Origin of the sequence: Streptomyces sp. CAU 1734 (assembly GCF_039888735.1) — a bacterium.
Classification (GTDB): Bacteria; Actinomycetota; Actinomycetes; order Streptomycetales; family Streptomycetaceae; genus Streptomyces.
This window is the reverse complement of the sequence record NZ_JBDQQP010000010.1, coordinates 39,103-52,209: the sequence shown is the minus strand read 5'-3', so window position 1 is coordinate 52,209 and position 13,107 is coordinate 39,103. Positions and strand designations below refer to the sequence as shown.

General features: G+C 71.8%; 10 protein-coding genes, 1 tRNA gene and 1 pseudogene. 5 read left to right on the top strand and 7 right to left on the bottom strand.

What is annotated here, in order from left to right:
• Positions 1–125: 125 nt before the first annotated feature.
• Entirely contained in the window at positions 126–650 is a 525-nt protein-coding gene (locus AAFN69_RS20110) for a MarR family transcriptional regulator (RefSeq protein WP_347729976.1), read from the top strand.
• A gap of 224 nt (positions 651–874) precedes the next feature.
• Here the strand turns inward: AAFN69_RS20110 and AAFN69_RS20105 are convergent, their stop codons facing one another.
• Positions 875–2,410: an MFS transporter gene (locus tag AAFN69_RS20105; RefSeq protein WP_347729975.1), complete on the bottom strand. Its 1,536-nt coding sequence runs from the start codon at positions 2,408–2,410 to the stop codon at positions 875–877.
• A gap of 234 nt (positions 2,411–2,644) precedes the next feature.
• Positions 2,645–3,232 carry a helix-turn-helix domain-containing protein gene (locus tag AAFN69_RS20100; protein WP_347730248.1) on the bottom strand — a complete coding sequence of 196 codons (588 nt, stop codon included), beginning with the start codon at positions 3,230–3,232 and terminating at the stop codon, positions 2,645–2,647.
• 586 nt (positions 3,233–3,818) lie between these two features.
• Here AAFN69_RS20100 and AAFN69_RS20095 point away from each other — a divergent pair.
• Positions 3,819–5,135, top strand: a complete 1,317-nt coding sequence (locus tag AAFN69_RS20095; RefSeq protein WP_347729974.1) for a M6 family metalloprotease domain-containing protein — start codon at positions 3,819–3,821, stop codon at positions 5,133–5,135.
• A gap of 6 nt (positions 5,136–5,141) precedes the next feature.
• Here AAFN69_RS20095 and AAFN69_RS20090 read toward each other — a convergent pair whose 3' ends face one another.
• Positions 5,142–6,782, bottom strand: coding sequence for a class I adenylate-forming enzyme family protein (locus AAFN69_RS20090; RefSeq protein WP_347730247.1), 1,641 nt, complete (start codon positions 6,780–6,782; stop codon positions 5,142–5,144).
• Between the two features lie 583 nt (positions 6,783–7,365).
• On the opposite strand from AAFN69_RS20090, the gene prcB reads away from it, so the two are divergent.
• The gene (prcB, locus tag AAFN69_RS20085) at positions 7,366–8,211 is read left to right on the top strand and encodes a proteasome subunit beta (RefSeq protein ID WP_347729973.1); all 846 of its coding nucleotides are present in this window, start codon (positions 7,366–7,368) and stop codon (positions 8,209–8,211) included.
• Positions 8,212–8,369: 158 nt separating this feature from the next.
• Positions 8,370–8,442 (top strand) — tRNA-Arg (locus AAFN69_RS20080).
• A gap of 164 nt (positions 8,443–8,606) precedes the next feature.
• On the opposite strand, the gene AAFN69_RS20075 is transcribed toward AAFN69_RS20080, so the two are convergent.
• The 3 genes and pseudogenes from AAFN69_RS20075 to AAFN69_RS20065 all read right to left on the bottom strand — a co-directional run.
• Positions 8,607–8,930: a helix-turn-helix transcriptional regulator gene (locus tag AAFN69_RS20075; protein WP_347729972.1), complete on the bottom strand. Its 324-nt coding sequence runs from the start codon at positions 8,928–8,930 to the stop codon at positions 8,607–8,609.
• The gene (locus tag AAFN69_RS20070) at positions 8,930–9,295 is read right to left on the bottom strand and encodes a type II toxin-antitoxin system RelE/ParE family toxin (protein WP_347729971.1); all 366 of its coding nucleotides are present in this window, start codon (positions 9,293–9,295) and stop codon (positions 8,930–8,932) included. The genes AAFN69_RS20075 and AAFN69_RS20070 overlap by 1 nt, the downstream gene beginning before the upstream one ends.
• Before the next feature lie 426 nt (positions 9,296–9,721).
• A pseudogene (locus AAFN69_RS20065) lies at positions 9,722–9,922 on the bottom strand (helix-turn-helix transcriptional regulator); the annotation flags it as partial.
• 436 nt (positions 9,923–10,358) lie between these two features.
• On the opposite strand from AAFN69_RS20065, the gene AAFN69_RS20060 reads away from it, so the two are divergent.
• On the top strand, positions 10,359–10,883 hold the full coding sequence (locus AAFN69_RS20060; RefSeq protein ID WP_347729970.1) for an anti-sigma factor antagonist: 525 nt from the start codon (positions 10,359–10,361) through the stop codon (positions 10,881–10,883).
• A gap of 31 nt (positions 10,884–10,914) precedes the next feature.
• On the opposite strand, the gene AAFN69_RS20055 is transcribed toward AAFN69_RS20060, so the two are convergent.
• A complete protein-coding gene (locus tag AAFN69_RS20055; protein ID WP_347729969.1) occupies positions 10,915–12,816 on the bottom strand; it encodes an MFS transporter in 1,902 nt (633 codons plus the stop codon).
• Positions 12,817–13,107 lie beyond the last annotated feature (291 nt).

Below are 13,107 nucleotides of genomic sequence, written 5' to 3'. Positions count from 1 at the left end.
AACCGGATGCGCGGTGTGGGCGGCCGTCATGGCGGACACTCCAATCATGAACTTGAACTTTCAAGCTTCACTGCAGAATAAGCCCATATAGTTCAACTTTCAAGAACAAGTCGTAGAGTGGTGGCATGAAGACGGCACCCCCCGGCGAGGGCGGCGAGGACAAGGGCGCCCCGCGCTGGCTCACCGATGACGAACAGCACGTCTGGCGCTCGTATCTGCACGCCACCATGCTTCTGGACGACCATCTCGACCGCCAGTTGCAGCGCGACGCGGGGATGCCGCACATCTACTACGGGCTGCTGGTCCAGCTCTCCCAGGCGCCCCGCCGCCGCAAGCGGATGACCGAGCTGGCGATCGACGCCAAGATCACCCGTTCCCGGCTCTCCCATGCCGTGGCCCGGCTGGAGAAGCGCGGCTGGATCCGCCGGGAGGACTGCCCCTCCGACAAGCGCGGGCAGAACGCGGTGCTGACGGACGCCGGCTTCGAGGTACTGCGGGAAGCGGCGCCCGGGCACGTGGAGACCGTCCGCCGGGCACTCTTCGACCGGCTCACCCCGGATCAGGTGAAACAGCTCGGGGAGATCATGGGCGTCATGGCCGAGGGCCTTCAGCCGCAGGACTCCGGCGCCGATCTGCCCTGGCTGCGGTGACACCCGGCCGTGCGGGGCACGAGCGGCGCCCCGTACAGCCGGCACCGGAAGCACCGGAAGCCCCGGAGGCCCCCGCCCGCACGGCACGACGGCCGGCACGAGAAGCCCCGCACGGCACGAGAGGCCCTTCCCGGACGGATCCGGGAAGGGCCTCTCGGCGTGTCGGTGCGCGGGTGCCACACCGCCCGGGGGTCACACCGCCCGGGGGTCACACCGCCCGGGGGTCAGTGCGCGACGACGGGGATCCTGACCTCGTCCTCCGCGTCCTCTCCCGCGCCCGTGCCCCCGCTCATGTCCGGGCGTCCGGTGTTGATGAAGGTGAAGGCGATGGCCGCGGCGATCACCAGAATGCCGACGGCCCACCAGATCGCCGAGGTGAAACCGTGCACCATGCCCTCCAGCGCCAGCACCTTCGCGTCACCGGCGGTCGCCGCGCGGGCGGCGACATACGAGGTCGTGGCCGAGGCCGCGATGGTGTTCAGCAGCGCCGTGCCGATCGCGCCGCCCACCTGCTGCGAGGTGTTGACCATCGCGGAGGCGACACCGGAGTCGGCCGGGTTCACACCGTGCGTGGCGAGGGACATCGCGGGCATGAACGCCGTACCCATGCCGAGGCCCAGCAGCAGCTGCGCGGGCATGATCAGACCGGCGTACGAGGTGTTCAGATCCAGCTGCGTCAGCATCAGCATGCCCACGGCCGCGAGCAGGAAGCCCGGGGTCATCAGCAGCCGCGGCGGAACGCGGGTCATCAGCCGGGTGCCGATCTGGGTCGAGCCCACGATCATGCCGACGATCATCGGCATGAAGGCGAAACCGGTCATGACCGGCGAGTACTCCCGCACGACCTGAAGGTAGAAGGTCAGGAAGAGGAAGAGGCCGAACATCCCGATCACGGCGAGGCCGAGCGAGAGATAGACACCGGCGCGGTTGCGCTCGGTGAGCACGCGCAGCGGCAGCAGCGGGGCCTTGACCTTGGACTCCGTGACGACGAAGGCCGCCAGCAGCACGGCGGAGGCGATGAACATGCCCACCGTCAGACCGTCGCTCCAGCCCGCGTGCTCGGCGCGGGTGAAGCCGTACACCAGCGCCACCAGTCCGAGGGTGGAGAGGATCACGCCGGGAACGTCGAGCGAGGAGCGGTTGCGGGCGCTCTCCGGCTCCCGGATGACCAGGTACGCACCGACGGCGGCGACGATCGCGAAGGGGATGTTGACGTAGAAGGTCCAGCGCCAGTTGAGGTACTCGGTGAGGAATCCGCCCAGGATCAGGCCGACGGCGCCACCGCCTCCGGCGATCGCACCGTAGATGCCGAACGCCTTGGCGCGCTCCTTGGCATCGGTGAACATCACCGCGAGCAGGGAGAGCGCGGCCGGCGCGAGCAGGGCGCCGAAGACACCCTGAAGGGCGCGGGAACCGAGCATCATCGCCTCACCGGTGGCCGCGCCGCCGAGGGCGGAGGCGACGGCGAAGCCGGCGAGTCCGACGATGAAGGTGCGCTTGCGGCCCCAGAGGTCGGCGATCCGGCCGCCGAAGAGGAGCAGTCCACCGAAGGCCAGGGCATAGGCGGTGATGACCCACTGCCGGTTTCCGTCGGATATGCCGAGGTCCTGCTGGGCGGTGGGGAGCGCGATGTTCACGATCGTCGCGTCGAGCACCACCATCAGCTGGGCCAGGGCGATGAAGACCAGGGCTTTCCAGCGCTTGGGATCGGCGAGAGCCCGCTGGGGATCGGCGAGGGCTGTATCGGGTGTTTTCGGCATGGGTGTGGCCACCTAGGAGTACGAATTAATCAAAACGGACAGAAGTCTGGGGTGTGGCGCCGGTTCGGCGCCGTCGTCGGCGCGGCGGCGGGCAGGGCGCCGGCGGGAGACGCGTCGTCGCGGCCGGGGCGGTCACGGTCGTCCCGTGCCGGGTCCGGGACCCGGCCGGGGGCTCGTCGTCACGGATGCCGGCCGGGCCCGCTCACGGTTCGGTGCCGCTGCTGTTCCAGTGGTTCATGGGCTGCGGAGATCCTCCAGGGTCGCCGCCCGTCCGGGCAGCCGGGAACGGGCGGGAGCCTCCAGGCCGTCCGCGAACAGCTGGATGTGGCGGTGGACGAACTGGCCGATGTCCAGGCATCCGGTGCCCGGCAGCGGCCGGGAGAGCTGGGAGAGGGCGACCATCAGATCGCCGACGGCCACATCGGTGCGCATCCGGCCCGCCGACTGGGCCCGCTCGATCAGGCCGTTGACGGCGGCTTCGAGCCGGTCCCGCTCGGCCCACAGATCGGGGTGATCGTGGTCGAACGAGTCGGAGAGCATGGTGCACAGGGCGCCGATGCCCTCATCGGCCGCCGCGTGGAGAAAGCGCCGCACGGCGTCGAAGGGGTCGGCCTCGCCGGCCGCCTCCCCGGCCCGTTCGGCGGTGCGGGAGATGACGGAGAGCACCACCGCGCGGGTCAGTACGGCCCGGTCGGCGAAGTGGCGGTAGAGCGTGGCGTTCCCGACGCCGGCGCGGCGCGCGATCTCGTCGAGCGGGACGCCGGCCCCGTACTCCACGATCATCTCGCGTGCGGCGGCCACGATCCGCTCCCGGTTCCGCAGGGCGTCGGCGCGCGGGCGCGGCGGATGCGGTACGGCGCGGTCGCCGGGCCCGCACGGCGCCGGGCCGTGCTCCCCGCCGGTCCGGCCGCAGGGATCGCCGTCCCCCTCGCCGCGTTTCCGGTCCGCCCGGGGGGCCGAGGGATCCATCGCCCGCGCCGAGGGCGCGGACACCTGAACGGACGCCTGCGCGGACGCCCGGCGCGCGCCGGGCGCCGGCGGCGCCATGCCGGCGTGGCATGCGCCGGTCCCGTTCTCCGGACTCACGGCTCCACTCCCTCTCCTTCGCCACCCCCACCGGGGCCCGCCCCCAAACGGGGACTGGATCCCCGTTTCGCGGAGACAAAAGTCCAAACGGGGATTCGGTCCCCGCTTATTTCCCGATCCTTCTGTGACCCGCGTCACCCGCCCCCGGACTCGGATCCCTCTACCGGAAAACCGCCGGAGAACCCGGCCCCCGCCGCCCGAACCGCCGCCGGATCCCACGAACGGCCCACCCCGCGCGCGTCCCGCCGCCACCCGGCACAGGCTGGAGCGAACAGAGCGCAGCCAGGGCCCGGCCTGCTGCCGCGGACCCGAGGGCGGCTGCATGCGGTACATACGCCGGCGGATACGCCGCACCGGCCGGATACCCCGGACCCTTCCCGGCGGACGGCGCGGACCCGCCCGGCTCGGCGCCGCCGCGGCCCTCACGGCACTCGCCCTCGCCGCCCTGACCACGGCCGGCGCCGGCCTCCCCGCACCGTCCCGGGCCTCGGCGGGACCGGTCGCCGCGAACGGCGAACGGGGGATCGGGCCGTGCCGCTTCCCGCCCGCCCTCGGCATCCAGATGTCCGAGGGAATGCCGACCCCGCCCGGCTACTCCCCCTCCACCGGCACGATCCGCGCCCTCAATCTGATGATCGACTTCCCCGACGCGGAGGGCGAGGGAACGGCCCGGGAGCGGCTCGCGGAGTTCTTCCCGCAGACCTCGGACTGGTTCCGGACCAGCTCGTACGGGCGGCTGCGCTATGAGCCGCACGCCCCCGTCACCGACTGGCTGCGGATGCCGCTGCCGTTCGCGGAGTACGGAATCGACCGCGGCTCACCGTACGAGCCCGGCTACCGCAAGCTCGTCCAGGACCTGGTCGCGGTCGCCGACCCCCGGGTGGACTTCAGCGGCTACGACCTGGTCAATGTGCTCGTCACCCCGAACGCCGGGCCCTCGGCGCTGGACACCGTGCTCTCCGTGACCTTCTCCGGGAACGCGGACGCGCCCATGGCGGACGGGGTGCCGCTGGCGAACGCGTCCTTCGTCTACAGCCGCCAGGACGACGGCTCCGGTTCATACGCCGAGACCGGCTTCCGGGTCCTGCCGCACGAGAACGGCCATGTCTTCGGGCTGCCCGACCTCTACACCGCCGAGGGCGGCGGCGCGGTCGGCCACTGGGACATCATGTCCGAGGACTGGGGCGCCAACAACGACCTCCTCGGCTGGCACAAGTGGAAGCTGGGCTGGCTGGACAGCACCCAGATCGCCTGCGCGGCCGGCCGCGGCACCACCGAGCACACACTGACCCCGCTCGCGCGGGCGGGCGGCTCGAAGATGGTGATCGTGCCGCTGACGGCGGATTCCGGATACGCGGTCGAGGTGCGCACCCGAGGGGGCAACGACGACGCGATCTGCCGGCCCGGCGTGCTCATCTACCGGGTGCACGGCGATGTCGACACCGGCCACGGCCCGGTGACCGTCGCGGACAGCGAACGCGACAGCGGCGGCTGCACCCGGCGGCCCAATGTCCACGCGGAGCTGTCGGACGCCCCCTACCAGCCCGGCCAGTCCTTCACCGACCGCGCAAACGGCATCGAGATCACGGTGACGGGTGAGGAGCGCGGCGTCCACAAGGTGCGGGTGAAGCGCCGCTGACCGCCCTCACCGGGTGCCGAAGACGTCCCGGCGCAGCTCGCGCTTGAGGATCTTCCCCGCCGGACCGCGCGGCACCGGGCCGAGAACCAGCCGGGCGGGAACCTTGAAGGCGGCGAGCCGCCCGCCCGCGTACTCCCGCAGCGCCGCCTCGGTCGCGGTCGCACCGGGCCGGAGCTGGACGACGGCGGCGACCTCCTCGCCGAGCACGGGGTGGGGAACGCCGAGCACGGCGGCGTCCGCGACGTCCGGATGCCCGTGCAGGACGGCCTCGACCTCCACACAGTGGACGTTCTCGCCGCCGCGGATCACCATGTCCTTGAGCCGGTCGACAATCGTGATCAGCCCGTCGTCCGAGACGGTCGCCAGATCGCCGGTGCGGAACCAGCCGTCCCGGAACGCCTCCGCGGTCGCGCGTTCGTCGCGCCAGTAGCCGCGCATCAGGGACTGTCCGCGCAGCCACAGCTCACCGGTGCCGCCGGGCGGCACGGCGGCGCCGTCCGGACCGGCGATCCGCGTCTCGACGGCCGGCGCGGGCCTGCCCACACTCCCGGGAGCGGCACGGCACTCGGCTCCGAAGCAGGCGAGGACGCCGCCGCCGGTCTCGGTGAGGCCATAGCCGTTGCGGGGCTCGACCCGCCCGTGCCGGGCGGTGAGCCCGGCCACGATTCCGGGCGGCGCGGGGGCCCCGCCGGTGGCGAGGTTGACGAGGGTGGGGAGTGGGTCACCGGCGCGTTCGGCGGCTTCGAGCAGCTGGAGCGCGGTGGTGGGCACCCCCGCGTAATGGGTGACCCGGTGCTCGGCGATGAGGGCGAGGGCGCGCTCGGGGTCCCACGCGCGCATCAGGACCGCGGTGCCGCCGAGCCCCATCACCGTGGACAGCGCGGTGAACGCCGCCACATGAAAGAAGGGGAAGGTCATCAGCATGACGGGGGCCGGCCCCCGCCCCGGCAGGTCCCCGCGGGCCAGCGCCGCGGCGGCGGCGTGGAAGCGCGGATGCAGGGCGGCCCCGGCCAGCGCGAGCTGGGTGGCGACGGCGCCCCTGGGCCGCCCCGTGGTGCCGGAGGTGTAGATGACGGTGGCGTCGTCCTCGGCCCGGATGTCGACGGCGGGCGGCGCGCCGCGCGGGTCGGGCGGCGCGAAGTCCGCGTACCGCTCGATGTGCGGAGCCGCGGTGTCCGCGCCGCTCTCCTCGTGGAAGACGATGACCCGCGCCCCGGTCCGGCGGGCCCAGCCGTCGACCCGCGGCAGCCGTTCCCCGTCCACCAGGAGCAGGACCGGGGTGCAGTCGTCGAGCGCGTACGCCAGCTCCTGCCCGGTCCACCAGGCGTTGAGCGGCACGGTGACGAGCCCGGCGAGCTGGGCGCCCCAGAAGGCGATCTGCCACTCGGGGTGGTTCCGCATGGCGATGGCGGCGCGGTCGCCGGGGCGGAGCCCGTACTCCCCGGCGAAGCGGCGGGCGAGCGCGGACGCGGCGGCGATGAACTCGCGGTAGGTGTAGGAGGCGGACTCCCCCACGAGGAAGAGCCGGTCGCCGTGGGCCCAGGTGGTCTCGGCGATCTCCCGGAGCGTGCGGGGGCCGTCGGCGTAGATCAGCCCGCCGTCCTCGCCGCGCACGACGGCGAAGGGGGCGCCGGGGGCGGTGAGCAGCTCCTCGGGGCTGCGGCCCGCCCGCCCGCCGCGTCCTCCCGGGGTGCGCGCCGCCCGCCCGCCGTACTCCTCCGGGGTCCGTTCGGCCCTCCCGCCGCCGCGGCCGGTCGTCTCCTCGCGCTGCGGCACTGCGGCCCCTCTTTCCCTGTCTCCCGGCGAACCCGCCGGCTCCCGCCGACCGCGGATGGTTCCGTCGCCGACCGCGGATGGTTCCGTCCGACTCCCGCCGGACTCCCGCCCGGCTCCGCCCGGCTCCGGATGGCGACGCTATGCGCGCCCCTGGGGACCGTCAAGGCTGGTCCGGCACCCCCGCCCGCTTCCGGCCGGAACCCGCCGGGGCACTCCACGGACCCATGCCGGATCCGGAGTTGACCGGCCCGTACCACCGACGCCGGCGGCGCCCCTTTCCGGCCGTCCGCGGGGCCGCCCGCACCCGGGACAGCGGGGACGGCGGGGGCGCCGGTGCGTCCGCTCATGGCATACACGCCGTTCACGCGGGGTACTGTGCGGCAAGCGGGGCGTGTCCCGGCACTCGTCGCGGATACCGCCGCAGACCACGCATGCGTCTCAGGAAGGAACGTGCATGACCACCAATCTGCGTGCCACGGGCGGCCTGCCGCCCGCCTTTACGGCGCCCGAAACCTCCTCCTTCCTGGACTTCCTGTCGGCACAGGCCCCCGACCTGCTCCCGTCCAACCGGAATCTCCCCTCGGTGGAGGGGAAATTCGAGGCCCCTCACGGCACCACGATCGTCGCGGCGACCTACGCGGACGGCGTGCTGATGGCGGGCGACCGCCGCGTCACGATGGGCAATGTGATCGCCCACCGGGAGTACGAGAAGGTCTTCCCGGCCGACGAGCACTCGGCGATCGCCATCGCCGGCACCGCCGGACTCGCCGTCGAGCTGGTCCGCCTCTTCCAGCTCGAACTGGAGCACTACGAGAAAATCGAGGGAACCGCCCTCTCCCTGGACGGCAAGGCGAACCGGCTCACCACCATGGTGCGCGGCAACCTCGCCATGGCCATGCAGGGCCTCGCGGTGGTACCGCTCTTCGCCGGCTACGACGTGGACAAGGGCCTCGGCCGGATCTTCTCGTACGACGTGACCGGCGGCCGGACCGAGGAACTCGGCTTCGCCTCCACCGGATCGGGCTCCATCTACGCGCGCGGCTCCCTGAAGAAGCTCTACCGGGAGAACATGACCGAGCGCGAGATCGTCACCACCGCCGTCCAGGCCCTCTACGACGCGGCGGACGACGACTCGGCCACCGGCGGCCCGGACATGACCCGCCGGCTCTTCCCCCTGGTCGCCCTGGTCACCGAGGACGGCTACCGCAGGCTCGAACAGGACGAGGTCTCCGCGATCGCCCAGTCCGTCGTGGACGGCCGCCACACCTCCCCGAACGGCCCTCAGGCACCGATCCTCTAGCCACCCCGCCCTTCCCCGCCCGCGCCCGGTCCCCGAGCCGGCGATGCGTCCGCACGGATCCGCTACGCTGGTTCCCGGGCTGCCCCGAGGGGCAGCCCGGACCACGCCGGGACGGGATAGGATCCGATCAGGGTTCCGATCCGGTTTCCGGACGGCTCGCCTTCGTAGCTCAGGGGATAGAGCACCGCTCTCCTAAAGCGGGTGTCGCAGGTTCGAATCCTGCCGGGGGCACAGAGAAACAACCGGCGAGAGGCTCCTTCCGTCCATCGGACGCAAGGGGCCTCTCGCGTATATGGTCCGACACGCAGGACGGATCGGACCCACGTCTCAAGGGCATCGACGACGCACACCGCCCCAGGCCGGCTGTGTCCTCGACGAACCGGGCCGGCCCGTTTTCAGGCGGCGTGTGGAGTGAAGGTGACGCGGGAGTCACCCTCGTCGATGGCCAGGTTCAGGGTGCCGTCCAGGGCCTTGGCCAGGCGTCGCAGCAGCGGGAGAGTGGGCACGGTGTCGCCGCCCTCCATCCGGGACACCTGAGGCTGCGTCATCCCGGCCCGCTCGGCCAGCTCGGCCTGAGAGAGCCCGAGCTCGACCCGACGGTCGTAGACCGCCTGCCCGAGATCGCCGGCCAGCCGCGCGTCGACGTACTCCTGGTCGTACTCAACCGCCTCACCCGCAAGCTGCCGGGTCCGGCGCGTTCTCCACGTGCTGTGATTCATCAACTCTCCTTGCGGCGATCGTAGGTGTGCTCAGCAGGGCCGTGCTCGGCCTCGCAGACCTTCTGGGCCTGATGCGCGCGCTCGACTTCCACCGCCTCACGCATTCTCGTCTTGCGGAACACCGTCAACAGAACGATCCGCTGCCCGGGGGCGAGCCAATAGGGGATGCGCACGGCCTCGCCGTCCGGCTCGAACCGCAGCTCACGGAGCTTGCCGCCCAGGTGACGCGAGTACGGCTCGCCAAGCGTGGTCGGCTCGTCCAAGAGACGGTCCGTCTTGTCCTCCACTCGCCGGTAGAGGCGGAAGGGAAGTAACTCCAGCCAATCCTGCACCTCGGATTCGATCTCGATCTCCCACTCCGTCATACCATCAACGACATATACCTTCAATTGCATAACGCAAGCCGCCGGCCATGGCACGCACCCGTGACCAATGGGAAGAAGCAGCCCACTCCCGTGGTCAGCCCAGAACGGATTCAGCACACATGAGGCCGGGAAACCCTGGGAACGGGCAAGAGCCTCCGAGACACGTTTCGCCGGGCCAAACGCGGCCATGGCAGCGTTTCCGCAGGTCATGGCCTTGATCAGCGAAATCTCCCAAAGCGGGTGTCGCAGGTTCGAATCCTGCCGGGGGCACAGCAGAACAGCAGTTCAGAGACCCTTCTGCCCATCGGGCAGAAGGGTCTCGTGCGTGCAGCACGACGCCAGGGCAGGCCGGACCCACGTCAAGGCATCCACGACGCGCGCCGGCTCGGGTCAACGATTCCCTCGACGGACCGGGCGGGCTCATTTTCAGGCTCCGTGCGGAGTGAAGGTGACACGGGAGTCACCCTCGTCGATGGCCGGGTTCAGGGTGCCGTCCAGGGCCTTGGCCAGGCGTCGCAGCAGCGGGAGAGTGGGCACGGTGTCGCCGCCCTCCATCCGGGACACCTGAGGCTGCGTCATCCCGGCTCGCTCGGCCGGTTCGGCCTGAGACAGCCCGAGCTCGATCCGACAGCACACCTCAGGACGGGTGGCCCAGCCTCACGGATGCGCGAGAACCACTGAGGCGAGCCCCCCGGGGCAAGACCTCCTGAACGCCGGCGAGCTCCGCAGCCACGGCTTCCATCACGCCGAACGGTTGCCGGAGCTCACCATCCCCCGCCTCGTGCGCCGCGTCACCGCCGGCATCCGGGCCCGCGCGGATGGCCTGACCGTCCACCTGGAACACGGCGAGCCGCCGCGAGCGTGGTCCTGACGAGAGCCCCGCCGCACGGCGGGATCCGATGCCGATGCCTCCGCTCGGCGGGGCGGCCCCCCCCTCGCCAGTGTGACCACGGCTTTCTCGTACTGCCGCTGCCCTTTCCGGCGGACGGCGGACGGCGCCCGCAGCGCATACCGGGTCAACTCATCCGCCTGCCAAGGGCGTTGGCCCGGCACCGAGCGCGGCGTGACTGACGTAATCTGGCGGGCCGGAGCGCTCCACGCGGGAGGACTGATGGAACCGATCAAGACCCGGGGCGACGAATTGATCATCACCTACGAGCATGTCTCCGAGGCGATGACCGTGGTGAAGGTCGTCGGCGAGGTCGATGTCCACTCCGCTCCGGCCCTGCGGAATGTGCTCACGGACCTCATCGCGCTCCAGCACATCGTGCTGGTCGTCGACATGGGCGAGGCGGATCTCACCGACAGCACGGGGCTGGGCGTCCTGATCGGCGGATTGAAGCGGACCCTGGCGGCGGGCGGGGCGCTCGCCATCGCCGCGCCGCACCGGAGATTTCTGCGGCTGCTGCACGCCAAGGGGCTCGCCAAGGTCTTCCCGGTCGCCGCGTCCGTCGCCATCGCGGTGGAACGCCTGCCGCTGCTCGTGGCCGCCCGCCGCCGGTCCCGCGACAGTGGTGCGGAAGACGGCGCCGGGGACGGCGGTACGGCGAGCGGAGCCGGGGCGCCCGCCGCCCATCAGAGCGTCTGACACCGGGCGGCCGGCGGGCGGGGGAAACCGGTCAGCGGAGTTCTTCCGGGCAGGGGGTGCCGCGGGAGAAGTCGTACGGGGCCGAGAGCCGGTACACACCGGCCCGGGGCGCGAGGAGTTCGGTCCACTCGTCGCCCTCGGCGTCCATCTCCGCCTTGCGGACACAGCCGTGCGGATTGTCGAAGCTCTTCGGCTCACCCTCCGCGCGGTTCTTCGAGTCCTCGGTCTCCTCCGGACTGCGCACCTTGTCGCCGTTCTCGTCGACCAGGCTCAGCCAGGGCGAGTGCGGGACGCGGACCAGCACCCGGCCGGCCTGCTTCACCTGGATCTCCATGGTGTCCTGGCCGGTCTGCCGCACGGTCGCGGCCGGGTCGGCGAGCGGGGTGGGGTTCCGGACGGCGAAGAGCTGCCAGTTCGCGTCCTTCCAGATCCGATCCAGATAGGGGAGGCCGCCCTGGATGAGCTCGGCCTCCTGGCGGCCCCCGCTGGAATCCGGGGCGCCCTTGGGAAGGATGACGTAGTGGACCGCCCACCGGTCCAGCCAGTCGCGGTAGTCCGCGGAGTTGAGCGGGGTCTCCTTGTCGTAGAAGATCGCGTTCCGCTTCATGTCCGCCTGGCGGTTCCAGCCGCGGGCCAGATTGACGTACGGAGCGAGCGCCGACGACTCCCGGTGGCTGCTGGCGGGGACCACCTCCACCCGGCCCCGGTCGGCCTTGACCGCCTGGAGCTTGCTGACCAGGGGCGCCAGCTCGAAGGTCCAGGAGGCGGTGGGCGCGGTACGGATGATGTCGTCGGCGGCCTTGAAGCCGATCCAGGCGTTCAGGCCCACGAAGGCGACCGCGAGGGCGTACCACTTCCGGGAGCGCGGCACGGTGTAGGGGAGGGCGACCAGCAGCACCACACCCGCGAAGAGCATCGGCATCCGCGAGATGTTCGAGCCGATCTGGGAGTCGATCGCCCAGGTCAGCAGGGTGCCGATCGTATAGACGGCGGCGGCGACCCGGACGGTGCGCCACTCCTTCGGCACAAGGAGGAAGACCGCGATCCCGAAGACCACGGGGAGGGAGGTGGAGCCGACGGACATCGGCTGCGTACCCGAGAAGGGGAAGAGCAGGGCCGAGAGCGCCACCACCGCGACCGGGGGCAGGCCGATCGCGTACGCGCCCGGCCGGCGCCGGTTGAGGAAGAGCGCGGCGGCGACGACGCCGAGGAAGAGCCCGGCGACCGGGCTGGCCGCCGTGGCGAGCGCGGCCAGCGGGGAGGCCACCGCCCCCTTCGCCCACCTCTTGTGCCGCAGGCGGTGCGGCCAGCAGAAGACCGCGGCGACCGCGGCGACCGCGAACATCATGCCGAGGCCGAAGGTCACCCGGCCCGAGAGGGCGTTGCAGAGATAGGCGAAGACGCCTGCGAGAGAGCACGCCAGCGGATTGCGCACCGCCCTGACCCGTACCAGGATCAGCGCGGTCAGGGCGGCCGAGACGGTGCCGGCGACCATCATCGTCGGGCGCACGCCGATCAGGGACATCAGATACGGCGAGACGACGCTGTACGAGACCGGGTGCATGCCGCCGAACCAGGCGAGGTTGTACGCCGAGTCCGGATGGCGGCCGACGAACTCCGCCCAGGCGTCCTGCGCGGCGAGGTCCCCGCCGCTGTTGGCGAAGAAGAAGAACCAGAGCAGGTGTACGACCGCCGCGGCCACGGTCGTGACCAGGACGGGGCGGCGGCTGAGCCGGTCCCAGACATCGGCGAGGACACCGGCGCGGTCGCGGTCCCCGGGGTCCTTCCCGGCCGGTCCGCCGGGGCCGTACGCGGCGGCCGAATCGTACGCTCCGGTCCGCCCGGAGCTCTGACCGGAGAACGGCCGCCGTATTCGCGGCCCCGTGCCGGTGGCGCTGTGGCCGTCCGTCCGGATCGGCTCAGCCGTAGTCACTGCGGCTCTCTCCCCGCTCTTCTTCGGATGCTTCTTCTCTGCGCCGGTGCCGGTACCGGCTGCCGGGCGCGGCCGAGTGCCGGTGGTGCGGGCCGGCGGCCGGCGTGGCCGGTGGTCAGCCGGAGTACGCGGGCGGGCGGGCCGTGTTCGTCCTGCCCGCCTCGTTCGAGGACGCTGTTCGGCACCCAGGAGTTGCCCGGACGCTAACACGAGGGCGTCCCGGTCTCCCGGGACGCCCTCCCGTCCATCCCGTCACGGAATCGAACGGTCAAATCGAACGAAGTCGGCCGC

What these genes read in the sequence shown, in the direction of transcription:
- AAFN69_RS20110 (WP_347729976.1), top strand. Translation starts at nt 126, where the DNA reads ATGAAGACGGCACCCCCCGGCGAGGGCGGCGAGGACAAGGGCGCCCCG.
- AAFN69_RS20105 (WP_347729975.1), bottom strand. Translation starts at nt 2,410, where the DNA reads ATGCCGAAAACACCCGATACAGCCCTCGCCGATCCCCAGCGGGCTCTC.
- AAFN69_RS20095 (WP_347729974.1), top strand. Translation starts at nt 3,819, where the DNA reads ATGCGGTACATACGCCGGCGGATACGCCGCACCGGCCGGATACCCCGG.
- prcB (WP_347729973.1), top strand. Translation starts at nt 7,366, where the DNA reads ATGACCACCAATCTGCGTGCCACGGGCGGCCTGCCGCCCGCCTTTACG.
- AAFN69_RS20075 (WP_347729972.1), bottom strand. Translation starts at nt 8,930, where the DNA reads ATGAATCACAGCACGTGGAGAACGCGCCGGACCCGGCAGCTTGCGGGT.
- AAFN69_RS20070 (WP_347729971.1), bottom strand. Translation starts at nt 9,295, where the DNA reads ATGACGGAGTGGGAGATCGAGATCGAATCCGAGGTGCAGGATTGGCTG.